Genomic DNA, 24,902 nt, shown 5'->3' with positions numbered 1-24,902 from the left:
ATAACGTATGACTCAGGAAAGAACAACTTCTTTACGCATATTACAGACCAATAAGAAAAAAACCTTATCTCCTGTAATTTATTTACTGATCGGATTTCTTTCAGGAATCATCGTTGCTGCATTGTTTTTTTTCATCTTTGCAAGTGACGTCAATAACACAGCGCCGAGTGTCCCACAAACGATTGAAGAAACTGAAACAGTTCAAACTGCCACCAAAGCAACCGTACAAAATAATGAAGTGGAAGTGAATACTCCAAATCATCATGAAACAACTGAATCGGTGGAAGACAATAATTTTGCTCAACCTGGGAGCAATGATTTAAACAAATTTTTCCAACGCACACCGCCGCCTGCTGCACCCGCTCCGAATGGCCAGCATGTTTCTCCATTTGCCAATGAGCCAAATACGAAACCAACAACAGTAACATCAGTAAAAGTGCCGCATAGCAAAAATGAAACCATTGCTCCACCAACGAATAAAGTAGTGGCTAAACCGGTTCCTCCTGCGACCAAGCCAGCACCAGCAAAAACTGCAGAGGCGGAAGTAGAAGCACCTGAGGCAACGGTACAGATCAAAGTGACACAAAAACCCTTTGCAGTGAATGAACTCAAGTAAACAATGATTTTTATCATCTTCTTTTGCTTTGTCGCTGTCGCGATCGGATTAACGCTGCTTATGTCTTATGAGCTGCGTTATAAATGCAAACAGTTGTTGCAATCATTACTTCCAAGTAGCAAAAAGAAAATCGCCAATGCGATGCAGTTTGCAGAGAATATGCATCAGGCTGCTTCACCTGAAAAATTACAATCGCATTGGCACCTACAACAATGGTGGATTTTAATCGCTGGTTTCTTTTTATTTGCCAGTATCCTGATTTTTGCATTCACCCGTCCCATCAATTCCACACGCATTGAGGCCGAATATTTAAAAGAGACCGATCCTCAAATTTATACGCTACTGAATGGTGAAATGCTAAGTCCACCACCAGAAGTCGATGCCAACTTGATTGAAGATGCGATTGTCGAAGCGACTCGACTTGAACAAGCCTATCAAGCTCAGCATCCAACCGATCCAAGTATTAATGCCTCTCAAATTGAGATTCCACTTACACATTCACATGGTAGTTTTGATGTATCCATGGTCGATCGTAAATGGGACAAAATTAATCCTCGCTATAAGCAACGCCTACTGATGGTATTCAAAATCATGAAAGAACAACATGGTTATGAACTGGTCTTACTTGAAGGTTACCGCAGTCCAAGCCGTCAAAATATGCTTGCAGGGAATCCAAATACAACCCGTGCCAAAGGTTATCAAAGCTATCACCAATTTGGTTTAGCTGCCGATGTTGCTTTTAAACGCAACGGTAAAGTCGTTATCTCAGAACGTGACCCTTGGGCAATGCGTGGTTATCAACTCTATGGACAAGTTGCTGAATCCGTTGGTTTAACTTGGGGTGGTCGTTGGAAATCTATTCAAGATTATGGCCATACCGAATACCGTATGCCTGGTCTAAGAAAAACCAAGGAAATGGCAGAACAACTCACTGCTGAAGGACAGTTAACCGCAAGAACAGACGAATCTTAAATACATCTAAAACTTAGTTAAATAAAATAAAACCTCTCGATATAGGGAGGTTTTATTTTAGCATCGGATTAAAAGATATTAATTAAACACAAATCATCCTAAAATTAAAATAACCTTAATCAATAACGGATATAGCAACTGTTTTTTTAGTTTTAAATATAAATTCTTTAAAGATGATATTCATCCCAAATACAAGTATTAAAGCAATCACAAATGATCCAAGTACATCAAAAGGAAAATGAACACCAATATAAATTCTGGACCATCCAACAATTAAACCCAATAACAAAGCTGCGCTACCTATTTTTCGATATCCCGAAAGTAGATATGAAAAAGCAATGGTTGCCACCGTCAAGGTATGTTGGCTTGGAAATGAAGAAGATGAACCATGTCCCGTCAGGATGTGTCCGATTCCAAGGTCAAAAGGACGTGGATGGTAATAGACAGCATGAATGAACTGAGTGACCAATAAAGAAACGACGATCGTGATAAGCATCTTGATAAACTGCACTCGGTATTTTTTATCCTTAAAAAACAATGAAGCAATTAAAAATATAAATAACACTGCAATTAAATTATGTGATGCGAATAAAGCAGCTTTGTCTAAAATCGGATTTTGCGTTGCCGCTGAGTTAATCCAATTAAACAAACTAACATCTATCGTTTCAATTGACATTGCCAATCATTCCATGATGACTTTATATAAAAAAATATTATAAAAACAATCTTAAATAAAAATTAAATTATATATATTCTTGATAAATAGGCGTTGTATTTTCTTCAATTCTCTTCACTACACATATAGAAAAGGGATAAGAAACATCATGTTCTTATCCCTTTTCTTGCTTGATCAATTATCAAAACTTAAGCATGCTTCCAAGGTACTGCAGGTGAACCAATCCATGCTGATTTTGCAGGAATATTCTCTCCTTTCATCACCAAGGTCAGTGGCCCTAATACTGCGTGATTATTCACATTGGCATTGTATAAAATAATACTGCGAGCATTCACGACCACATCACTACCCACATTCACTTGACCAATTTTCATAATCCGGTCTTCAAACAAATGGGTTTGCGGTCCAGAAAAACTATTAAACTCAGCACGATCACCAATCTTCACGCAGTCAAACTCGGTAATATCGGCAGTATCCAGATAGACATCTTTACCAATGTTTACTCCTAACAGGCGTAAAAAGAATGGCAACATCGGCGTCCCTCTTAAATAGTTTAAAAAGTTCGGAATCGCAACCGATTCATACAGACTGGTAATCCCCTCACTGAGCCAAACGAACATGGTCCACATCGGTGCCGAACGTGGTTGGTAACGTCCAATTAAAGCCCATTTCAAGAGTGTCACGATGACAAAGCAACCAATACCGTACAATAAGCCCGCCAAGGTTAAAGCCAGCAAGCCCGTCGCAATACTATAATCGTTGATCACGTCAATCACTTCGAGAACGATCATATAACCAACTCCAATGGCGAGCGCTGTCGGTAATACAATGCGTAAACCCTCAATCAAACCACGCATGAAACGGCGCTTGATACTTGGTTTAAAGGTAAGATGATCGGGATACTGTTCCGCAGCTTCACGTGCAGGTAACAACAATGCTGGAGAACCAAACCAAGTTTGACCTGAATACATTTCTCGGTTATCTGGTGTTTTGGACTGCACCCCAATCAAAACATTGTCAGGTAATACCGTACCATCCGCGATATAAGCACTATTCCCAACAAAGCTACGATGACCAATTTGAGTGGATTTCAACGACATCCAACCACCTTTGATTTCTTCATCACCTAACATTACTGCATCCGCAATAAAGCTTTCTTCACCTAGGGTCAACATTTCAGGAATCACACCTGTGGCGGTCGAAATCTCTGTATTTTTACCCACCTTGGCACCCAACATACGGAACCATGTTGGAGCATAGATTGTGGCGAACAAGCCATGTAAGGTTTGCAAACTGGTTTCCAAAATTTGAGCAGCAAACCATTTACGATAATAGACCCCACCATGTACCGCATAAGTGCCCGTCTCTAAATGTGGCAACACCACTTTACGAATAGCCGATGAAATCAATGCGGTAATCACCATCATCATGGCACTGGCAGGAATCGCAAGGATGAAATAATACAGCGCTGTTTGAATATGGTTATTCGGATCGATATTAAAGACATTGACATCCAACCAATCCACTAACAAGAAGCTTGGGAAAATCGGAATAAAGAACAAGCAAGCAATGATTAAGGCACTAACACTGTAATAACCATATTCAGCAAATTTGCGCACTAAAGATAATTTTGGACGTATCGCTAATGGCGCGAGTTGATCAACATCGCCGATTTTTTTAGCGGGTGTTCCATCCCAAATTTCACCTGCAGGTACCGTAGTCTCATATTCAATCGAGGTTAAAGCATTGACATGGGCTTTTACTTCTAACACGGTATTTTCTTCCAATACCGCATAAGATCCCACATAACTGTCCTGTTTGAGCTGAATTGACCCCAACACCAAGTGACCATGTTCGACTTTGGCATTTTCCAGATTTACATTTGAACCAATACTGACGCCATCTTCAATCGTTAACAGTGACGGCATCCGAATATGCACCGAGCTAATGGTGACATCATGCCCAATCTTCGCTCCAAGTGCTTTGAGGTATAAATTCAGTAAGGTTGAACCAGAAAGTAAATATACAGGTGAAATACTACTAATACGATCTGCCAACCACCAACGGAAATAGGTCATGCCCCATAACGGGTAACGACCAGCACCAATTCCCAACATCAGGATGCGTTTAACACTCATTGAAACCGCAAAACTAGCAATGATGACACTGATATATACCAATAAAGACAGCAAAATTGCATAAGGAATACTATCTCGTGTTCCACCTGTAAAATAATGATAGGTAAAGAATGGTGCTAACCATTGCAAGATATTCACCGAGATCAAAACAGGAATGGTGACCGCCTGTGCAATCCCACAAAGCCATTTATAAGCTTGATTACGTGGATTATCTTGTCCGATTTGGCGGTCAAAGCTTGAAGGTTCGGGTTGCTCAAGCATCAAGGCCGCAATCGCCCCTACTTTTCTGGCCTGATATAAACTTTGAATGGTGAGATGGCTATATGCAGGGTGTTCACGCAGATTTGAGACTAAAACAGCAGCCAAGAGTGAATGACCGCCCAAATCATCAAAGAAATCTGAGTCTAACTTAATCGGAATATTGGGAAATAAACGAGCTAGAATCTCAAATAAAATCTCTTCGGCTGTATTCTGTGGTTGGTCTAATTCACTCCGATCAATCACGCTGGTTAATGGACGAGCCTTTAATGCCTTACGGTCAATTTTACCTGACAATAAACGTGGTACTTCCTCAATAATTTCAAAGCGATTGGGTACCATATAAGGCGGCAAGCGCTGACTCAGATGATGCCGTAGCTGTTTGATTTCAATCGCTTGCTTGGCATCAATTTCAGGGGCAATAAAAGCAACCAACTGATCAATGCCATCTTCAGTGCGTAGCATCACCGCCGCGGTTCCAATCCCATCAAGATCACACAGTGCTGCTTCAATTTCACCCAGTTCAACCCGAAAACCACGGATTTTGACCTGATCATCAGCACGGCCCAAACAATGCACCTGACCAAATTCATCAATTTTGGCGAGGTCTCCTGTGCGATACAAACTGATTTCATCCTCATTATTTGCCCAAGGATTCTCAATAAATTTATCAGCGGTTAAATCAGGCCGCCCTAAATAACCTTGCGCTACGCTCGGCCCAAAAATACACAGCTCCCCTGTTTCGCCTTGAGCCAATAATTCTCTTTCTGCATTGATCACCAACATGCCATAGTTGGGTAAGGGCTTACCAATGGTGACAGGCTTACCTTGTTGTAATAACTCTAAACTGGCAGATACCGTGGTTTCAGTCGGACCATAGGTATTAAACATCTGATGGTGCGGCAATGCCCAACGTTCCACCAACGAGTCTGGACACATCTCACCACCCAAGTTGATGATGCGTAGATTTGGAACATCTTCAGGAAATAAGGCCAGTAAAGTCGGCACAGCATGTAATACCGTAATCTGTTGCTGTTTCAGTGTTTGACAAAGCCGCTCTGGATCACTGACTAAAGATTTTGGTGCAATCCACAAGCTTGCACCCACCAGATAAGACAACCAGATTTCCTCAAAGGACATATCAAAAGCCACCGAGAACCCTTGATAGACCTTATCCTGTTCTTGAATACCTAAAATACTGTTTTCACTGCGCAGGAAATGACAGATATTCTTCTGCGTGATCACAATCCCTTTCGGCTTACCCGTTGAACCTGAAGTATAAATAATATAGGCAGGTTGTTCAGGCGAGGTTTTGGCCAATACCACCGTTTCATGTAGCGGTCGCTGTAATTCAGTATTGGTCCATTTTGTTTGCGGAACTTCATGCAGGTGTTCATACCATTCATCACTGCTAATCATCCCGACTGCAGCCGCATCCTCCAGACAAACAGCGATTCGATCTGCTGGAGTATCCATATCAAACGGTAGCCAAGCCGCACCACTTAAACAAATCGCCAACTGAGATTTTAATAGTTCGATGCCGCGCGGCAGCCATAAACCAACAATGTCACCCGCTTTGACTCCTTTCAGGGTCAAATGCTGTGCCATCAATAAAGCTTGTTGATATAACTCGCCATAGCTCAACGTTCGTTCAGCTTCAATCAGGGCTACTTTTTCAGGAAATTTTTGTGCCGTTTCAATAAAGATATCAGCAAGAACTTCATGCTGTAAAAATTCTGGGTGGTACTTACCACGAATAATATTTTTTGCGCTCATCACACATTGATTCATTTTTATGCTCTCTTTAATGTTTTGATTTAGCCAAAGACGAAATGAGGTATTCGTATTGGTTGGTAAATTAAAGAGAGCAACTTAAAACAACATTAAAGCCTGATGTTCACATAAATAATAAAACCTGAATTAAACAAATATGATCAGTACACCCCAATTTCATCGAGATTAAGAACAAACCACCCCATTAATGTTGATTTGAGTTTTCGAGTCTGAGGCCACAATCGACAGTGCAATGGCATCAACAACTCGGCTCAATGAGCCACTGGCGGCACTCACGACATTTTGGATTGAATCATTATGCTCTTGTATCGGTTGGCTAAAGCTCATCCGACATGCCAACTGCTGATTTTGGTTTGAATTTTGGTCCAATGTGATAGTGGGATCATTCCGCTTGATAATCCAAGCCACAGAAACCTCTACATTTTTCTTGGCAGCATCAGCAGTAACCACATCGAAGTGAGAAAAATCAGTCGCAACTCGGTAAGACACCTTACCTCCCGCCATACCACTATTATAACGATCAACCGCGCCAAGCTTTTGCTGCAAACCTGCCGACAGATTGTCTCTTAACTCCGCACCCAGTGTTGAGGTCCAGCGTTCGTTCTCTAAAATTCGCGATTTACCTGCGGCATCCTGCACCACAATTGGCGCACGATTGATACGATCAGGCAAACCCACAGGAAGAACCTCGATCACACGCACTTTCGAGCTTGCCAAAGGTGTGGCTTTACTTGCCAAGGTATAATAGTTTGGCGTAGGTGTACTTGAACAAGCCCCTAACAATAAGACCATGGACAAGAGACTGAGTTTCAATGAAACCGCTAATAGCGGTTTGGCTGTGCTGCTAATCATTTCTTGTCTGCCTCTGTTTTTTTACCACGAATCAATGATTCGGGATGTTGTTCAATATAGTCCGCCATTAATTGCAAGGACGCGGCTGCTCGGGTCATTTGTTGTAAAGCTTTACGCACATCTTGCTGCATCGGCGCATCACTGGATAGAATCGACTCACTAGATTGCATGGTTTTACGCACATCATTCAATGTCGCTTGCAAACCTGGTGCCACTTTGCCATCCAACTGTTTCACCAACTTATCTGTCGACTCAATGGTGGTATTCATATTATTCAGTGTTTTACGAACGTCTTTTCCAATTTCTTCGAGTGGGAACTTACTGACTTTATCGGCAATTTGTGACACTTGCGCCTGTAAGCCACTCAGCTCTGTTGCAGTGGTCGGTACTTCAACACGTCCATCTGGTCTAGTGATCAAAGAAGCCGCTTTGGCTTTTGGAAACTTATCAAAGGCAATGTAGTTCTGACCTGTTAATAAATTACCTGTCCGCATCTGCGCACGCCAGCCCTTCTCAATAAAGTATTTAAAAATTTCGCCATCAGGATCAAGCTCTTTGCCATGCGCCAATCGCGATGGATAAATCACTGCATCCACACGCATTCTTAAATGGGTATAAGACTGATCAAATTCGACATTGATTGATTTAACATTACCGATCTCAATCCCCATAAAGTCAATCGGAGCACCCGCAGTTAAACCACGAAGCGAATGATCAAAATACATAATAATTGGACGTGGTTTACCATCAGGCTCTTTCATTGCTTCTTTGCGGGAATCAGACAAAGTAAAATAACTATTGTCAGGCGCAATAGCACCAGCCGAATTTTCAGGATAACCAAAGGCAATCCCGCCTGCCACAATACTGGCAAGCGATTGGGTATCTAAATTAAAACCAGATGCATTTAAGGTCACGTCCACACCACTGGCTTGCCAGAAACGGGCATCAGTGGTCACGAATTTATCGTAAGGTGATTGAATAAAGGTTTGAAGTTCTACACTTTTTCCATCAGCGGCTAATTTATAGGCAGTAATCTGCCCAACATTAATTCTGCGATAGTAAATCGGCACACCAATATCCAATGAACCTAAATCTTGTGCTTTGAGGAAAAAGACTTTACCGGGAATATCTGAAGAGACCACAGGCGGCACTTCAAGCCCCGTAAAGGTTTCCTGCTTTTGCTCCGCCTTACCACCATCGACTTCAATATAAGCCCCAGAGAGTAAGGTATCGATCCCCGAGATTCCTCCTGTTCCCACTCTCGGTCTCACCACCCAAAAGCGTGAATCTTTGGCTGCAAAATTACTGGCATCTTTACGTAGCTCGATTTTGGCAATAATGTGTGAACGATCATCTGACAGATCAATTTGACGCACCAAACCAATATCCACCTGTTTATAACGGACTGTAGTCTTACCTGCGACTAAGCCTTCTGCAGTACGAAAAGACACTTCAATACTTGGGCCTGTATCAAGAACCGCTTTGGCTGCCAGTGAAATTCCAATCAGCAGCGCAACGAATGGTACCAGCCAAATCAATGCAGGTCGCCAACGCCCTTTCTTCTTTTCAGGTTCAGCGAGGATTGCATCATTCTGCGTTAACTCGGTTGAGTTCTCTGCAGAATCTTGGTTAGTCGGGGTATTTTCTGACATAGTGATCTTTCTTTTATAGGTCAAAAATAAGACGAATCTTCAATCTTAACTTTTTAATTGATGAATCGCCGTTCCTTTCATATGATTTGATTGCTGCTCATCCGCTTGATGTGCCTTGAAATAATTGTCCCAAATAATCCTTGGATCAAAACTCAAGGAAGCAAACATGGTCAACACCACAACGGCACCAAAAGCCACAGCTCCCGGCCCTGCCAATATGGTTGCCAATGATTGAATCTGAATCAATGCAGTGAGCAATGCAACCACAAAAACATCAATCATGGACCACCGTCCAATAAACTCAACAATACGATACATCAGCGCACATTGTTCAGGACTAAAATGCCATTTGGAAGATGACTGCATATAGACTGAAACCAATAAAAAAATCAGAATCAATAATTTTAAAATCGGGATAAAGATACTGGCCATAAAAATCACGACAGAGACCAGATAATCACCATTTTGCCAAAAATAGATCACGCCACTAATAATGGTGTCTTGCTGACGGCCCAATAAAGAATCGGTAATGGTCATCGGAAGGACATTGGCAGGAATATATAAAATTGCAGCAGCAACCACCAAGGCTAGCGTACGATTTAAACTTTCTGGCTTGCGCGAATGCAATGCGCTTTTACATCGAGAGCAATGTGCATGCCCATGTTGATCAGCCTGAGCACCAACTTGGTTGAGTAATCCGCAACAATGGCATTGAATTAACCCGACATCTTTTGCCCTGACGTAATTTTTAATCTGTAAATCAACATCAGAAAGCTGTTCTATAATTGAAGAAGTTTCGGCGTTCTGAACTTTAGCCTGCTTCATCCCAGACTCCTATCCACTTCATTCCAAAGATCTTTGATTTTGAGTGAAGCAATATATACCAAAAGGACACTAAGCAAGGTAAAGGCCCACAATGCAACACCTGGAATCACGGTGACCATGCCAACCAGTTTAACCAATGTCACCAGTACACCAATTAAAAATACTTCCACCATTCCCCATGTCCGAAACAGAAACAATGCCCGCAGTGCAGGGATTAAATATGGAGGTCTACGTTTCCAGAGACTGATACATATAAGTACATAGCTGAGTAATAACAATTCAATCAAGGGTACGATAAAAGTTGTGATCAGAATCAGCACCCCGACCAAGGCACGATCAATATGAAACATGGTCCATGCCGCACCAATCAAGGTGGTTTGCGAGGTGTTACCTTGAAGCTCAACAATCACAATGGGAAAACTATTGGCAATCACGAAGATAATCAATGCAGTAATAACCAACGCCAATAAGGATGAAAACGAACGGCTGCGACGATAGAGTTCAGCACCACAACAGGTACAATAAGCGCGTTCGCCCGACACCAACTCGACCTTACGGTAAATCGCGTCACATTCTTCACAACCTGCCAATTCGCTTAGCTTGACTTGCTGACCAATTGCTAAAGGCTGATTATTTTTATTCGCCATATAGTCATGCCTATGATCAAAATTCTGTTTCGTTTACATAATCGACTTAGCTTCTGTTATACCGTTATTTTTGATAAGCACAACGCATCACTGCCAATCTTACACAATATATAAACAAATCAGGGTTTAAAAGCCTGATTCATGGAATTGTGTCAGAATCTTTAGCAAAAATCAGGCCTATTTCTATAGAAAAGCGGCTTCTTTTATCTACACAAATTAGGTTTAAGCATTTCCCATAAAAAAGTGGATCAGTTACAGTACATCTCTATAACTGATCCACCCTGTTTATTGTTCTTTGAAGTTTTAAATCGCCTTATCTTTATAGAAAAGGTTATAACTCACATAACAAGCAATAATAAATAATACACAGCAGATAAAACCGACTTGCATCGATGGATCGGTCACCATACTAATACAGGTAATCACACAGAATACCCCACCTAAAATCGGGGTCAGTGGAAATAAAGGTGCTGCAAATTTAAGATCTTTGACTGTTTTACCTGATTTAATCCATTGTCTGCGGAAGTTGAATTGGGAGACACAAATCGAAATCCACACTACCACCATGGTAAATGCAGCAACACCGAGTAGATTTTTGAAAATCGTTTCAGGGGCAAAATGTTCAGATAATAATCCTGGAATTGCGCCAAACATGGTCACAATAATCGCAATAATCGGTGTACCTGAACGGGTTAATTTTGAAAATACTTTCGGTAATTGCTTCTTCTCAGACAATGACCACATCATGCGTGATGCAGCAAACAACCCTGAGTTTGCAGCAGATAAAAGTGCGGTGATAATTACAAAACGAATAATGTCTTCTGCGTATGGAATACCAATGTAATTAAATACGGTCACGAATGGGCTATTGCTGACACTGTTAGCATTTAGACCCGCCATTTCATAAGGCAGTAATGCACAAATCACTACAATGGTACCGACAAAGAAAATCAATAAACGCCAGATCGCAGCATTGATTGCTTTAGGTACCGTTTTCGCAGGCTCTTCTGCTTCACCTGCTGCCACACCAATCAACTCTGTACCCGAAAATGCAAAATTCACGATGAGCATGGTCGCAAAAATTGGGAAAATACCATTTGGAAACCAACCATGTTCCGTCAGCTTGCTAAACAAAGGTGCCGACTCATGCCCATGATAAGAAATCATGCCAAAAATGGCCGCTAGGCCCAATCCAATAAAACAGATAATGGTCAACACTTTGACCAACGATAACCAAAATTCAGACTCGGCAAATAACCGTGTCGAACTGACATTCAGACTAAAGACCAAACCTGCAAATAATAAAGTCCAGGTCCACATGGAAATAGAAGGAAACCATTCTTGCATGAGTAATGCAGCGGCAGTAAATTCAGTGCCTAGCGTTGCAGTCCATGTCAGCCAATACAACCAAGTGATCATATAACCTGTGCCTGGTCCAATATAGGTTCTGGCATATTCACCAAAAGAACCTGAAACCGGCATCTGTACTGCCAATTCACCCAAGCACAACATCACCATGTAGGCAATCACACCACCCAATAGGTAAGCGAGAATCGCTCCGACTGGGCCAGCCTGAGAAATGACATCACCAGAACCTAAAAACAGCCCTGTTCCAATTGCACCACCCAATGAAATCATCACCAGATGACGCTTGGTCATGGCACGTTTCAATGGTTTACCGATTTCAATCTCAGAGCTAGAAACTCCTGATAGACTGGCAACATCCTGCTGTGGCACATATTGCCCACCCAAGCCTTCACCTGATGGGAATGTCTTTTCGTTATTGTTACTCATACACGGTCACTCCAACTGTATTCTTATGACAACCTGTCCTTGCTGTATTGCACTCATAAAAACGAATATCTAAACGATATTCTTTGACACGTTTTGTTCTATTGAACATCCATATTCAAACTCCATTTCATCCGTTTCTTGCCGATAATTAAGCTGTTAAATCGGCGACCGCTTTCTTAATTTCCTTTAATATCAGTCCAGCCCGAAGCCCTGTTTTCACATTAGGATTCGGGAATAAAATCCAGACTTGCTGATCATGCGCGACATAATTCCCTGCTTGCTGAGTCGCAATCAACTCACCTTTCTGAAAAGTAGAAAAATTAGGAGCATCGGCACTTAAATTCAGCTGAAAATCGTCACTTTGTTTTAATACTGAATCCACTACCTTAAATTGGCGAATCGGTCCTTTTAGTCGTGCAGGCAATGCTTGATCTGCAAGAACTGCACGTAACATCTGGTCAGTACTGGCAAACTCAGCTAAATCATTGGCCCCAAAAGGCTTAGCCTTGCCTAGCTCCAAAGTACTACTGGCTGCCTGAAATTTTTCAGCCGTAAAGTGAGTAAAGGTTTTGCCTGCGGCATTGTGATAGACCAAAGCATCCAGATCAGCCGCCTTTAAACTTTGAATCAGGAATTCATCATAGGCATGTGTTTGATATGGGAATAAGGCAAAAACTGGCAGTAATGAAGCACGAATTGCGGTATGTAAATCATAATGATAACGCTGTGCCTGTGGCTGACTCTGTTCAAAAAACTGTGTTGTCACTTGCTCTAAATGCGCCGCCCGTTCAGTCTCTTGATCTTGAATTAAATTTTGGTAAGCACCACAGAACATGCGGTTCATATCATTTTCAAGATAACGTGCACCATGACGAATGGCTTCAGGGTTGCCCAATACAAACAGTACACGTACCGCCAGTACCAACCGATCAGTAAATAAATCATGAATGATCTGTGACAATAATTCGATCGGTGCCGTTTCATTGCCATGAATGCCTGCTGAAAGTACCATGGTTTTTACATAGCTTGTCTTGGGTGTACATTGCAATAGCCCTTCACCTAGCCATTGCCATGTAAATCCAGCGCTTTCCCCTTGCATTTGCACTGGGACTTGTTGTTCTAAAGTCAACGTTAGTAAATCAACCATGTACTTTCATCCTTAAAAGCCGTTATTTGTGTTTATCTTTGGAAGTGATAAACCGAACCTAAAGCTAAAATCTTGGTCAGTTCATCGAGTGCAGTACGGCTCTCGATCAATAAACTTGGATCGGCCAAATCATCTTGTGTTAACTCATCACGATAATGCTGATCCACCCACTGATTCAGCGTTTTGAATAATGCATCATTCATAAATAAGTTTGGATTCACCGCGTTCAGTTCAGCCTCATTCACTGCAACACGCAATCTCAAACATGCAGGTCCACCGCCATTACGCATACTTTCACGCAAATCAAATACCTTTATGTCATCAATTGGCGTACCCATTTGAATCATGTCATTCAAGTAGCTCCATACTGCCTTGTTGTGACGTGATTCCTCTGGTACCACAATGCTCATGCCACCATCTGCACGGGTTAAAATCTGGCTGTTGAACAAATAAGTTGAGACTGCATCGTCAACACTGACTCGATTTTCGGGAACTTCAATTGAAATAAACTCTTGCTCGATCCCCGCCATCTTTTTACGGATTTCATCTAAGGCATCAGCCTGATTTAAAAACGCCTGTTGATGATGGAACAACACTTGTTGATTACTTACGGCGATGACATCGTTATGAAATACACCTTGATCAATCACAGCTGGATTTTGCTGAATAAACACCGTGCGTTTCGCATCCAGACGATGCAAACGTGCAATCGCTTCACTTGCCTCGCGGGTTTGACGCGCAGGGAATTTCTGCGGTGCTACCGTTCCACCAAGCTGTTGCTGACCATACACAAACACCTGTACACCCGCTTGATCATACCCACCACCAAGACGGTTATGATTGGCTGCCCCTTCGTCACCAAATAAAGCGGCTTCAGGCAGTGCTTCATGGTGCGCGAAATATACATCATTATTGAACATGGCTTGAAGAATACGGGTAGTCGTATGATGCTCAATTGATCGATGGAACTTATTATTCAGGTTTGCCGCTGTAAAATGCATGCGTTTGTCAGCACTATCTGCCGATGGCGACACTGTACAAGAGTTGGCTGTCCACATCGAAGAAGCTGAACTCAACGATGATAATAAGGCTGGTGCAGTACGCATCGCCTGAGTAATCACGTCAATATCACTGCCAGTAAAGCCCAAACGGCGCAACGTTGGCACATGCGGACGCTCTTGCGGTGCGAACACACCTTGCTTTAATCCTAAATCTGCAAGGGCTTTCATTTTCTTCAAGCCTTGCTTTGCTGCGAGCTTAGGATTTGACGCATTATTACGGTTTTTGGTTGAAGCAACATTACCAAAAGATAAGCCCGCATAATGATGCGTCGGCCCCACTAAACCATCAAAATTGATTTCATAACCTGACATTTTTTTCTCCCTGTGTCCCGATGCGATCCGTCTTAGAGCACAATGCCCGGTGATAGTTTTGAAGGTAAAGTAACGCTGTCACTTTCCAGCGATGCCATTGGCCATGCACTATAGTCTGCGGCGTAAAAAGCACTAGCACGATGGTTCCCAGACGCTCCAACCCCACCAAATGGTGCAGCACTTGAAGCGCCTGTTAATGGCTTATTCCAGTTCACAATGCCTGCACGTGCTTCAATCAGTACACGATCAAATAAATCACGGTCAGGTGAAACCAGACCAACAGCCAAACCAAAACGGGTGTTATTGGCAATGTTCAAAGCTTGATCGAAACTGTTGTAGCGATAGATCGTAGTGAGTGGACCAAAGTATTCGTCATCTGGAATATCGGTCACCTCAGTAACATCTAAAATACCCGCGGTAAGCAATGAGCTATCCGCTTGTGGACGGGTCATTTCTAACAATGGTTTTGCGCCCAAGGCAATCAGTTTGTTTTGGGCTGCCAACATCTGTTCCGCTGCATGCGCAGAAATTACTCCCCCCATAAACGGTTGAGGTTCAGCATTCCAGTGACCTACGACCAAACTCTTCGCCACTTCAACAAAACGTTGAATGAAGGCATCACCATTGGCACCCTGCTTGACAATAATACGACGTGCACAGGTACAACGTTGCCCCGCAGAAACGAAAGCAGATTGAATGGCTAAATTCACCACGGCATCAATATCGGTTGCTTCATCAATGATCAGGGCATTATTGCCGCCCATTTCCAAAGCAAGGATTTTTTCAGGTGCGCCTGCCATTTGTTTATGTAGGTGATAGCCTGTATTGGCACTGCCCGTAAACAGCAAACCATCAATTTGTCCTGCTGCTGCAAGTGCTTCACCCGTGCTGCGTCCACCTTGTACGATATTCAGCACACCTTTTGGTAGACCTGCTTGCTGCCACAATTTTGCAGTTTCTTCCGCCGTCCAAGGGGTGAGTTCACTTGGTTTAAACACCACAGTATTGCCCGCAATCAATGCAGGAACAATATGACCATTTGGCAAATGACCTGGGAAGTTATAAGGCCCAAATACGGCGAGAACACCATGTGGACGGTGACGTAATGAAGCCACACCATCTGGCATTTCAGTTTCGCTAAAACCAGTGCGTTGATGATAAGCACGAATCGAAATTGCCACTTTACCGATCATCGACTGCACTTCAGTTAGGGTTTCCCAAAGTGGTTTACTGGTTTCTTGGCTAATCACTTCAGCCAATTGAGTTTTATGCTGTTCAAGTAAGCCCGCAAAGCGCTCAATGATTGCAATACGCTCTTCCAATGGCAAACGTGCCCATGCTGGAAAAGCCTGACGCGCTGCATGGCACGCCTGTTCAACATCGACTGGGCTTGCCTCATGCCCCGCCCAAATGTGCTGATTGCTCACTGGATTAGTTTTATTGAAGGTAGTGCCTTGTCCTTGAACCCAAGCACCATCAATTAATAATGCACCTTGTGACATTAGTTGTTCTCCATTTTTTCTAATGCTAAAACACGGACTTGATCGTGTTCAGCAATATTCAGTGCCTGTGCTTGTGCTGCGGTCATATGCAGATTCTCACTTTCATCAACTTTGTTATTGATCAGCAACACGGCGTAATCTTGGTATTGGTCATTGGCAACCAAAAAGTGTGTCTCCGTACTTTCGACTTGCTCAGTGAGTTTGACTTTAAGCAAGCGGCTTTCTTTCACCGCCCGTAACTCAGCAGTATTGGCTTCCAGTGTCGGTCCAGCATCAAAGATATCAACATGACCTTGATACTTAAGACCTTCTGACATCAGCACTTTGGCCGCTGGCAATGTATGTGGATGCACTTCTGCAATCACTTCACGCGCCTCGGAGGTCAACAAGTCAACATAAACCGGAAATCTCGGCATCAATTCTGCGATAAAGGCTTTTTGCCCAACACCACTGAGATAATCCGCTGCGGCAAAATCCATATTAAAAAATAGATAACCCAGTGAATCCCAAAAAGGTGATCGTCCGTTTTGGTCTGAAAAACCACGCATTTCTGCAATCAGTCGCTCTTCAAAGAAAGAACGAAAAGCTGCGATAAACAGAAAACGGACTTTGGATAAAAACTTGCCGTTTTGGTTTTTGCGATATTCAGGATCAAGGAACAAGGTACAGAGTTCACTACAACCCGTATGGTCATTACTTAAAAACAAAGTGTCTAAAGTTTTATAGACATTCAAAGCTTTAGAAGCATGTACCTGTTTGGCCACACGGAAGTTGTAAAACGGTTCATTCAATCCGACCGCAACTTCAATCGCACTCACACCCACAATTTTGTGAATGCTGGTGTCTTCCAATACAAACAGATAACTTGCCTCGCACTTTTCGGTTAAACCCTCTAAAGTGCGAGTGGTACGTGTAATACGCTCTGCCAAGATGTCTTTATTTTGGGGTAAGGAGGTCAGGCCAATGCCCGACTCCCCAGCTCGTTGCGCTAAACGATAAATATCATCTAAGTCCCGATGCGCTGCATGTCGAACAATCATCATGGTTAGATGCTCACAGCAGACTTAGAGGCGTGCTAGTGCACGAACAAAACGGCTTAGACCTTCATCAATATCGTGTTGAGGAATGATCAATGAAGGGGTAAAGCGTACGACATCAGCACCTGCGACCAGTGCCAATAGTCCTTCTTCACCCGCTAAGGTCACAATATTCTTCGCTTTGCCTGCGTGTTCATCTTTCAACACACAGCCAATTAACAAACCTTGACCACGGATTTCTTTGAACAATCCATACTCAGCATTGATTTTGTTTAAGGCATCGATGAAATATTGATGACGTTGTTTAACGCCGTCCAGAACTTCAGGTGTATTAATAAATTCAAATACCGCGCCAGCAACCGCACAAGCCAATGGGTTACCACCATAAGTGGTACCGTGATCGCCAACTGCATACATATTGGCATAATGATCTGTAGTGATCATTGCACCAATCGGGAAACCACCACCCAATGCTTTTGCAGTCGTCAAAATGTCAGGTGTTACCCCTGTATTCATATAGGCATACAATGAACCTGTACGACCCACACCTGTTTGTACTTCATCAAAAATCAGCACGGCACCTTTTTCATCACACAATGCGCGTAAGCCTTTTAAGAATTCGATATCTGCTGGTAGAACGCCACCTTCACCTTGAATCGGTTCGACAATCACGGCACAAGTATTTTCATTGATCGCTGCTTTTGCTGCTTCAAGGTCATTAAACGCAGTGTGTTCAATCCCACCCGGTAAAGGTGCAAAGTCTTGAGAATATTTTGGCTGACCACCTGCTGTTACGGTAAACAAAGTACGACCGTGGAAGGCATTCTTAAATGCAACAATCTGGTTCTTATTTGCATTGCCACTCAGCAAACCGACTTTACGTGCCAGTTTTAATGCAGCCTCGTTGGCTTCTGCGCCCGAGTTACAGAAAAAGACTTTGTCAGCAAAAGTACTATCTACCAATTGTTTTGCAAGACGTAATACAGGCTCATTGGTATAACCATTACCAATGTGCCATAGCTTTTGCGCTTGTTCAGTTAAGGCTTTTACTGCAACAGGATGTGCATGACCCAAGGCATTTACCGCGATCCCACCTGCAAAATCAATATATTCTTTATCGTTTTGATCCCACAAACGTGATCCTTCGCCACGCACTAAAATGAAGTTTGCTGGGGCAAAAACGGGAACCATCCAATCATTAAAATTGCTACGTGTAATTGCGACTTCGCTCATTCTATTTACTCACTTCCTGTTTAATCTTCAGGCTTGTTGAATGCTCAACAAGCCCTTTCACTTTAATTTTATAAATGACTTAACCTGGGAAAATACCGCGTTCTTTACGCGCTTTCAGAATACGTTCACAGGCCAAAATATAAGCGGCTGTACGTAAGCTACATTCCTTCTGTGCTGCCGTGTTCCAAACATCAGCAATCGCTTGGATCATCAACTTATCAAGACGTTCATTGATTTCATCCTCGGTCCAAAAGTAACTCGCCATATCTTGAACCCATTCAAAATAACTGACGGTTACACCACCGGCGTTACAGATCACGTCAGGCACAACGGTAATATCGCGACTGACAAATACATCATCTGCTTCTGGATAGGTTGGACCGTTGGCGCCTTCAAGTACGATTTTCGCTTTCAGTTTTTGTGCACGTTCAACCGTAATCTGACCTTCCAATGCCGCTGGGATGAGAATGTCCATATCAACCGTCCAGAATTCTTCGTCTGAGATCACAGTTGAATCAACAAAGCCCATCACGCCACCAGTTTCAACGACATGCTTTTGCAATGCTTTGACATCCAAGCCTTCTGCATTGAAAATGGTACCGGTATGATCTTGTACAGCAACGATTTTTGCGCCTGCATGGCTAAACAAATAAGCGGCTTCATTCCCGACGTTACCGAAGCCTTGTACCGCAACTTTGCTGCCTTCGACTGGTAATTTAATGCGTTCTGCAACCTGCATACCCGTTACGAATACGCCACGACCTGTGGCACGAACACGACCAAGTGAACCGCCTAAATGAACAGGCTTACCTGTTACCACACCTGTTACGGTATGACCTTTGATACTTGAATAGGTATCCATCATCCAGCCCATAATATTGGCATTGGTACCGACATCTGGCGCAGGAATATCAATTTGAGGACCAATGATTGGACTGATTTCACTGGTAAAACGGCGGGTTAAACGCTCTAATTCACGTGGTGACAATTCTTTTGGATTGACACGAATACCACCTTTGGCACCACCGAATGGCAGATTCAATACTGCGGTTTTAATGGTCATCCATGCAGACAATGCCATCACTTCATTCAATTCAACATCTTGGTGATAGCGGATACCGCCTTTACCTGGACCACGTGATAAATTGTGCTGTACACGGTAACCTTCAAAATGGCGAATTGAACCATCGTCCATCACGATTGGAACATCAACGATAAGCGTACGCTTTGGGGTTTTCAGTGTGTTGACAAAGTTACTGAGGTCAGCATCCAAATAAGGTGCCACTCGATCGACTTGAGTGAGAAAAGTTTGCCAAGCACTGCCATTTTGAGCCGCATATGATAAAGACATCATCTATTCCTTAATTAATCAATTGTCCCTGTTATTCACAGATTCCCTTTGTTTAAGGGCGTCCTACCCCCATCCTCCCTGATGTGCATTCAGCTTCTTTCGTGCCGAAGTGAAAATGCTTGGGGTGTTGTATTGTTATTATTATTAAGAATCAAATTGATTCACAAAATTCGTTATAATGATTAAAATGAATTATTTTTTATCAATTTGCTAATAGAAAGAATCAAAATGAACAATATCGATCATATTATATTAGGCTTACTCAAAGACAATGCGCGGATGTCCATTACCGACTTAGCAGCGAAAACACGTGTGTCCCGTGCCACAGTACAGAAACGAATTGAATATATGGAATCAACGGGGATTATCACAGGTTATACCGTGCGTTTCCGTCCCAATGCTGAAAAAAACATCATTCGGGCATGGATGAATATCATGGTGGAAGGTACCCGAGCGCAGGCCGTGATTCGAGAGCTACGCCTAGAATCAGCCGTTGAACGTCTGCATACCACCAACGGTAAATGGGATATTCTGGTTGAGTTGCAATCTGATAGTCTGGAAAATTTTGATAAAGCCTTGGAGCGAATCCGAAATATTTCAGGAATTTACAATAGTGAAACCAGTATCTTGCTCTCCACCTATAAGACCTAAAAAAAGGACTCTATTAAGAGTCCTTTTTATCCACAGAAGGATTAGTAACTAACACGGCGGTAATTACGATATTCTGGCGTCCAGAAATTATCTTCAATCGCTTGTTTCAACACATCATTACTTAATGGTACGGCTAAGCCGTCAGCCATCGCGGCTTTTGCCACTTTGAAGGCAATAAATTTAGACACCTGTTGAATATCATTAATATTCGGTAATAAATCCGCTGCGGCATTTTTCAAACGTGGTGAACAATCTGCTAAGGCGGTACTTGCAGCCATCAACATCGAGTCACTGATATGGGTTGCACCACATGCAATCACGCCCAAACCAATCCCAGGGAAAATATAGGAGTTATTACACTGCGCAATGCTATAGACCTTACCTTGATAATAGACGGGTGCAAATGGACTACCTGTTGCCACAATTGCAGCGCCTTGCGTCCACTCAATAATATCTTTCGGCTGCGCTTCCACTTGTGACGTCGGGTTCGACAATGGCAATACAATCGGATGCTTATAATATTTAGCTAAGGTTTTAATCACTTCTTCACTAAATAAGCCAGCCTGCCCTGACACCCCGATCAAGATACTCGGTTTAGCATTCTTGACCACATCCAACAAAGCGACATTCTCACCTGTATATTCCCAAGTACTGATTGCATTGACTGGTGTGGCAAGTTTTTGCTGAAAATCGAGTAAGTTAGGTTGTTGATCGGTCATCAAGCCGAAACGATCCACCATAAAGATGCGTGAACGCGCTTCATGGTCACTCAGACCTTCGTCCATCATCTGTCTAACGATCTGTTCAGCAATACCACATCCTGCTGAGCCTGCGCCGACAAAGGTAACGGTTTGGTCTTTCAGTTGTTTTCCTTGTGCGCGTGAGGCTGCAATCAAAGTCGCAACTGTCACTGCTGCCGTGCCTTGAATATCATCATTAAAACAACAGATCTTATCGCGGTACTGAGTCAATAACGGCATGGCATTGGTTTGCGCAAAATCTTCAAACTGAATCAACACATCTGGCCAGCGTTGGCGCACTGCCTTAATAATCTGCTCAACAAATTCATAATATTGCTCACCACGAATACGTGGCTGTTTCCAACCCATATAAATTGGGTCATCCAGCAATTCTTGGTTATTGGTGCCGACATCAATGGTAATCGGCAAGGTATAAGCAGGACTAATCCCACCACATGCGGTATACAGCGACAACTTACCAATTGGAATCCCCATACCACCAATTCCCTGATCGCCGAGACCCAAAATGCGTTCACCATCGGTAATCACAATCACCTTAACGTTTTTCTTATTCACGTTATGGATAATTTGATCAATGTACTGACGCTCTGGATAGGAAATAAAAATACCGCGATGGCGACGATAGATGTCTGAGAAGCGCTGACAGGCTTCCCCAACTGTTGGAGTATAAATGATCGGTAGCATTTCATCTAAATGCTGACTCAACAAGTTATAGAACAAGGTTTCATTGGTATCTTGAATATTTCGCAAATAAATATGCTTATTCAAGTCACTATCAAATGAAAGGTACTGCTGATATGAACGTTGCGTCTGCTCTTCAATATTCTCGATATTGTATGGAACTAGCCCATGTAAGTTAAAATTCTCTCGTTCTTCTTCAGAAAAAGCAGAGCCTTTATTTAACAGAGGTAGTTCTAAAAGAGCGTTTCCAGCATAGTGAATATATAAAGGTTTTTTGATTTTACTAAGGCTCACAGACATACTTTACTCTTTAGACTCTCTCTCGAATGTACAAAAAATGGATTCGCTGAAGTACTTTAAAAAAGCGCTTTGGCATGGGCAATAATTTACACTAATCAGAGCTCGAAACCGAATAATCTAACTGTATGTAAACCGATTCAATATTTAGTAAATAAATAGTAGTCCCTATTTTGGATCGTTTTTTAAGCTTTCATGCAACATTTTGAATTATTTTTGCATTCAGGAGACTTTAGAATTGTAGTGATATCGTTCTAGCTGCTTTTTAATAGGCATTCCTCTCGGACATTGTGCTTGGCGATCAGATATTGTCTTGGTTCGAAGTAGTCAATCTTTGCTGTTTTAAAATCATATGACATGCATCATCTGACTTTAGTTATTCAACTCTTTCTCTTCTATCGCGCTCTACACCACCATTACACCCTTTAAAACGAACAAGATGGGACAATTTAGCCCTATCTCTTGCAAATGATCGCCAGTTTTATATGATCTAAGTGAAAGCATTGCTCACCCTATAACGCTCCTTGTTTGACAATGAGCAATGCCTTCACCTATCTAAATAATAAAGCCGCATGATTCAAACGAATTGTGAACTCAAATATTTCGCTACCATTCCGCATTTTTAAGCTTTCTTTTTCTTAGACTTCTTAGTGAAAAAGCTTAGCGCATGTGAATAATGCGTTGGGGTAATGCGCTGAATCAGATCCAGTACTTTGGCATCATTACCAATCAAGATCCGTGCTTTATCCGCTTTCACCGCATCTAAAATAACTTTAGCCGCCTGCTCTGGTGGTGTTTTTAAAACCTTATTAAATGCCTGACTCGCCTTGACAGGATTCATGCCTAAACTGCGAATACTGTCACTCATGCGCGCACTGTTGGCGATATTGGTGCGGATTCCTCCTGGATGTACGCAGGTTGAACTCACGCCATCATTTTGAAGTTTGAGCTCTTGTCGTAAAGCTTCAGTAAAACCACGAACTGCAAATTTAGTGGCATTGTAAGCACTTTGAGTTGGCTGTGCGGTTAAGCCAAACAGACTGGAAATATTAATAATATGCCCTTCTCCACTTTGCTTGAGATAAGGTAAAAACTCTTTGGTACCGTAGACCACGCCCCAAAAATTAATCTTGAAAATCCAGTCCAACTCTTCATAGCTCATACCTTCAACGGTACTGGCGAGCGCAACACCTGCATTATTAAAAATCAGATTGATTTTGCCATGTACTTTGAAACTATCCTCTGCCCAATCACGAACGGCTTGTTGATCAGATACATCCAGTTTCGTCAAAGTGACTTTGACTGGATACTGTTGTAGCAATGCCTGTGTTTCTACCAAGCCTTTTTCATTGATATCACTCAGCGCCAAATGCGCACCTTGCTGTGCCAATAAAATTGCCAGTTGTTGTCCAATACCAGATCCCGCACCTGTAATGGCAGCGACTTTTTGATTAAAATTTTTCATATCACGACTCTATTTAAAGTTGATAAAAATTGGCAGCGTTTTGTCTAAACATGGCATGCAAAGCCTGCTCACCATAAGGACTGAGCATTTGAATATAGGCATGGATTAAGTCATTTAAACGCGTGTTCGGCTTATCCATGGGAAAATTGGATGCAAACATGATCCGCTCGGTGCCAAATACCGTGATTGCATGTTGAATCATCGGCGTGAGTAAATTCACCATCTCACTTACACTGGCCGTTCGATCTTGCTGATAAAAACGGTGTCCTAATACGGGCATCATCAAACCTGAGATTTTGGCATGGACATTTTTCTGCTCCGCTAGTCGTGCCAAATCCTGTTGCCATTGTTTAAAAATGGCATCACGCTGCGATTGTGTAATTCCCGTTTTCTTGCCCACTGCACCAAACAGACCAACAGGTGTCGCCAGATGGTCAAGCACAATACGTGTTTCAGGAAATTGTTTCGCCAAGCTGGTGATTTCTGCTAACTGTGTGGAATAGGCCCATGCATCAAAAGATAAATCCAGTTTTGCCAGTTGTTCAAAACCTGTAAGGAATTTCTTGTTCTGATATAAATGTGGCCGATCACACCAACGGTAAACCCCCTTGTCTTGATGCCAAGCCGCCATTTTACGGATACCGCGAAAGCGTGGACTCGCCTGCTGATGGGCTTTAAGAATATCCTTAAATTTTCGATCTCTTGGGTCAGCTGTTGCAACAATAGCACCGAGTTTTAAGCCTTGTGCTTTAAAGTCTAATTGCTGAATCCACTGGGTTTCTTCCACTACCCCAAAACCTTTGTGGTGATGCCAGTTGGCTTCGACATGAACCACACTCTCGACTGAGAATGGCGAAGTGTCTGCCTGATAATGCTCAGGTAAATAAGGACACAAGGCATATTCTGTTAAGCCTAAAGTATCCAATAGCGGTTTGGGTTTAACCCAGCGCACCACTCGATCCATCATCCTCGGATATTTCCCCAAAGCTTTGACCAACAAGGCTGCTGAATGTGGTGTGTGATAAGGATCCCACTGATGAATATGCGGATCAATGATTGCAAAATCTAATCTTGTCATTGTTGTACTCGATATAAGCTCAGCATATAAAATCTGAAATGATGTGCATCCATGACATCTGTCTATTGTTCTCAATCTACTGTTAGAGACTTTAGCCTACTG

General features: G+C 42.5%; 19 protein-coding genes. 3 read left to right on the top strand and 16 right to left on the bottom strand.

Going from position 1 to position 24,902, the window contains the following annotated elements:
- The first annotated feature begins 7 nt into the window (after nt 1-7).
- Nucleotides 8-616, top strand: coding sequence for a hypothetical protein (locus tag V6E90_RS02425; RefSeq protein ID WP_332604426.1), 609 nt, complete (start codon nt 8-10; stop codon nt 614-616).
- 3 nt (nt 617-619) lie between these two features.
- Nucleotides 620-1,588, top strand: a complete 969-nt coding sequence (locus V6E90_RS02420; protein ID WP_171257919.1) for a M15 family metallopeptidase — start codon at nt 620-622, stop codon at nt 1,586-1,588.
- A 115-nt stretch (nt 1,589-1,703) separates the two neighbouring features.
- Here the strand turns inward: V6E90_RS02420 and V6E90_RS02415 are convergent, their stop codons facing one another.
- From V6E90_RS02415 to V6E90_RS02355, 13 genes are all read right to left on the bottom strand, one after another.
- Nucleotides 1,704-2,264 (bottom strand): undecaprenyl-diphosphatase, encoded by a 561-nt coding sequence (locus V6E90_RS02415; RefSeq protein WP_332604425.1) that lies wholly within the window; start codon nt 2,262-2,264, stop codon nt 1,704-1,706.
- A gap of 188 nt (nt 2,265-2,452) precedes the next feature.
- Nucleotides 2,453-6,451, bottom strand: coding sequence for a delta-poly-L-ornithine synthetase PosA (gene posA / locus V6E90_RS02410; RefSeq protein WP_332604424.1), 3,999 nt, complete (start codon nt 6,449-6,451; stop codon nt 2,453-2,455).
- A 168-nt stretch (nt 6,452-6,619) separates the two neighbouring features.
- Nucleotides 6,620-7,306: a PqiC family protein gene (locus tag V6E90_RS02405; protein ID WP_332604423.1), complete on the bottom strand. Its 687-nt coding sequence runs from the start codon at nt 7,304-7,306 to the stop codon at nt 6,620-6,622.
- Nucleotides 7,303-8,964 carry a PqiB family protein gene (locus tag V6E90_RS02400; protein WP_332605059.1) on the bottom strand — a complete coding sequence of 554 codons (1,662 nt, stop codon included), beginning with the start codon at nt 8,962-8,964 and terminating at the stop codon, nt 7,303-7,305. The genes V6E90_RS02405 and V6E90_RS02400 overlap by 4 nt, the downstream gene beginning before the upstream one ends.
- Nucleotides 8,965-9,003: 39 nt before the next feature.
- The gene (locus V6E90_RS02395; protein ID WP_065342514.1) at nt 9,004-9,783 is read right to left on the bottom strand and encodes a paraquat-inducible protein A; all 780 of its coding nucleotides are present in this window, start codon (nt 9,781-9,783) and stop codon (nt 9,004-9,006) included.
- Nucleotides 9,780-10,430 (bottom strand): paraquat-inducible protein A, encoded by a 651-nt coding sequence (locus V6E90_RS02390; protein WP_332604422.1) that lies wholly within the window; start codon nt 10,428-10,430, stop codon nt 9,780-9,782. Before V6E90_RS02390 ends, V6E90_RS02395 begins: the two co-directional genes overlap by 4 nt.
- 303 nt (nt 10,431-10,733) lie before the next feature.
- On the bottom strand, nt 10,734-12,224 hold the full coding sequence (locus V6E90_RS02385; protein WP_016541792.1) for an amino acid permease: 1,491 nt from the start codon (nt 12,222-12,224) through the stop codon (nt 10,734-10,736).
- Nucleotides 12,225-12,372: 148 nt separating this feature from the next.
- Nucleotides 12,373-13,371 carry a succinylglutamate desuccinylase gene (gene astE, locus V6E90_RS02380; protein ID WP_332604421.1) on the bottom strand — a complete coding sequence of 333 codons (999 nt, stop codon included), beginning with the start codon at nt 13,369-13,371 and terminating at the stop codon, nt 12,373-12,375.
- Nucleotides 13,372-13,403: 32 nt separating this feature from the next.
- Nucleotides 13,404-14,744, bottom strand: a complete 1,341-nt coding sequence (astB, locus tag V6E90_RS02375) for an N-succinylarginine dihydrolase (RefSeq protein WP_332604420.1) — start codon at nt 14,742-14,744, stop codon at nt 13,404-13,406.
- A 32-nt stretch (nt 14,745-14,776) separates the two neighbouring features.
- On the bottom strand, nt 14,777-16,246 hold the full coding sequence (gene astD, locus V6E90_RS02370; RefSeq protein ID WP_332604419.1) for a succinylglutamate-semialdehyde dehydrogenase: 1,470 nt from the start codon (nt 16,244-16,246) through the stop codon (nt 14,777-14,779).
- Nucleotides 16,246-17,289 (bottom strand): arginine N-succinyltransferase, encoded by a 1,044-nt coding sequence (gene astA / locus V6E90_RS02365; protein WP_065342518.1) that lies wholly within the window; start codon nt 17,287-17,289, stop codon nt 16,246-16,248. The genes astD and astA overlap by 1 nt, the downstream gene beginning before the upstream one ends.
- Nucleotides 17,290-17,310: 21 nt before the next feature.
- Complete coding sequence (locus tag V6E90_RS02360) at nt 17,311-18,516, bottom strand: aspartate aminotransferase family protein (RefSeq protein ID WP_332604418.1); 1,206 nt, start codon at nt 18,514-18,516, stop codon at nt 17,311-17,313.
- A gap of 79 nt (nt 18,517-18,595) precedes the next feature.
- The gene (locus V6E90_RS02355) at nt 18,596-19,870 is read right to left on the bottom strand and encodes a Glu/Leu/Phe/Val family dehydrogenase (protein ID WP_171066439.1); all 1,275 of its coding nucleotides are present in this window, start codon (nt 19,868-19,870) and stop codon (nt 18,596-18,598) included.
- A gap of 225 nt (nt 19,871-20,095) precedes the next feature.
- Between V6E90_RS02355 and V6E90_RS02350 the strand changes: the two genes are divergently transcribed.
- Nucleotides 20,096-20,518: an Lrp/AsnC family transcriptional regulator gene (locus V6E90_RS02350; protein WP_004654809.1), complete on the top strand. Its 423-nt coding sequence runs from the start codon at nt 20,096-20,098 to the stop codon at nt 20,516-20,518.
- Nucleotides 20,519-20,559: 41 nt separating this feature from the next.
- Here V6E90_RS02350 and V6E90_RS02345 read toward each other — a convergent pair whose 3' ends face one another.
- The 3 genes from V6E90_RS02345 to V6E90_RS02335 form a co-directional block, all read right to left on the bottom strand.
- Nucleotides 20,560-22,260, bottom strand: coding sequence for an NAD-dependent malic enzyme (locus tag V6E90_RS02345; protein ID WP_016541800.1), 1,701 nt, complete (start codon nt 22,258-22,260; stop codon nt 20,560-20,562).
- A gap of 619 nt (nt 22,261-22,879) precedes the next feature.
- Nucleotides 22,880-23,722: an SDR family NAD(P)-dependent oxidoreductase gene (locus tag V6E90_RS02340; protein WP_332604417.1), complete on the bottom strand. Its 843-nt coding sequence runs from the start codon at nt 23,720-23,722 to the stop codon at nt 22,880-22,882.
- A gap of 13 nt (nt 23,723-23,735) precedes the next feature.
- On the bottom strand, nt 23,736-24,800 hold the full coding sequence (locus V6E90_RS02335) for an amidohydrolase family protein (RefSeq protein ID WP_332604416.1): 1,065 nt from the start codon (nt 24,798-24,800) through the stop codon (nt 23,736-23,738).
- Nucleotides 24,801-24,902: the final 102 nt, after the last annotated feature.

This window comes from Acinetobacter sp. ESBL14 (assembly GCF_036668815.1).
Taxonomy (GTDB): Bacteria; Pseudomonadota; Gammaproteobacteria; order Pseudomonadales; family Moraxellaceae; genus Acinetobacter; species Acinetobacter gyllenbergii.
This window is presented reverse-complemented; position numbering and strand designations above follow the sequence as displayed.

Excerpts from the sequence above, each read along its gene's own strand:
- V6E90_RS02340 (WP_332604417.1), bottom strand. The coding sequence starts at position 23,722 with ATGAAAAATTTTAATCAAAAAGTCGCTGCCATTACAGGTGCGGGATCT.
- posA (WP_332604424.1), bottom strand. The coding sequence starts at position 6,451 with ATGAATCAATGTGTGATGAGCGCAAAAAATATTATTCGTGGTAAGTAC.
- astB (WP_332604420.1), bottom strand. The coding sequence starts at position 14,744 with ATGTCAGGTTATGAAATCAATTTTGATGGTTTAGTGGGGCCGACGCAT.
- V6E90_RS02420 (WP_171257919.1), top strand. The coding sequence starts at position 620 with ATGATTTTTATCATCTTCTTTTGCTTTGTCGCTGTCGCGATCGGATTA.
- V6E90_RS02335 (WP_332604416.1), bottom strand. The coding sequence starts at position 24,800 with ATGACAAGATTAGATTTTGCAATCATTGATCCGCATATTCATCAGTGG.
- astA (WP_065342518.1), bottom strand. The coding sequence starts at position 17,289 with ATGATGATTGTTCGACATGCAGCGCATCGGGACTTAGATGATATTTAT.
- V6E90_RS02385 (WP_016541792.1), bottom strand. The coding sequence starts at position 12,224 with ATGAGTAACAATAACGAAAAGACATTCCCATCAGGTGAAGGCTTGGGT.
- V6E90_RS02350 (WP_004654809.1), top strand. The coding sequence starts at position 20,096 with ATGAACAATATCGATCATATTATATTAGGCTTACTCAAAGACAATGCG.
- V6E90_RS02425 (WP_332604426.1), top strand. The coding sequence starts at position 8 with ATGACTCAGGAAAGAACAACTTCTTTACGCATATTACAGACCAATAAG.
- astD (WP_332604419.1), bottom strand. The coding sequence starts at position 16,246 with ATGTCACAAGGTGCATTATTAATTGATGGTGCTTGGGTTCAAGGACAA.
- astE (WP_332604421.1), bottom strand. The coding sequence starts at position 13,371 with ATGGTTGATTTACTAACGTTGACTTTAGAACAACAAGTCCCAGTGCAA.
- V6E90_RS02395 (WP_065342514.1), bottom strand. The coding sequence starts at position 9,783 with ATGAAGCAGGCTAAAGTTCAGAACGCCGAAACTTCTTCAATTATAGAA.
- V6E90_RS02405 (WP_332604423.1), bottom strand. The coding sequence starts at position 7,306 with ATGATTAGCAGCACAGCCAAACCGCTATTAGCGGTTTCATTGAAACTC.
- V6E90_RS02415 (WP_332604425.1), bottom strand. The coding sequence starts at position 2,264 with ATGTCAATTGAAACGATAGATGTTAGTTTGTTTAATTGGATTAACTCA.
- V6E90_RS02355 (WP_171066439.1), bottom strand. The coding sequence starts at position 19,870 with ATGATGTCTTTATCATATGCGGCTCAAAATGGCAGTGCTTGGCAAACT.
- V6E90_RS02360 (WP_332604418.1), bottom strand. The coding sequence starts at position 18,516 with ATGAGCGAAGTCGCAATTACACGTAGCAATTTTAATGATTGGATGGTT.
- V6E90_RS02345 (WP_016541800.1), bottom strand. The coding sequence starts at position 22,260 with ATGTCTGTGAGCCTTAGTAAAATCAAAAAACCTTTATATATTCACTAT.
- V6E90_RS02390 (WP_332604422.1), bottom strand. The coding sequence starts at position 10,430 with ATGGCGAATAAAAATAATCAGCCTTTAGCAATTGGTCAGCAAGTCAAG.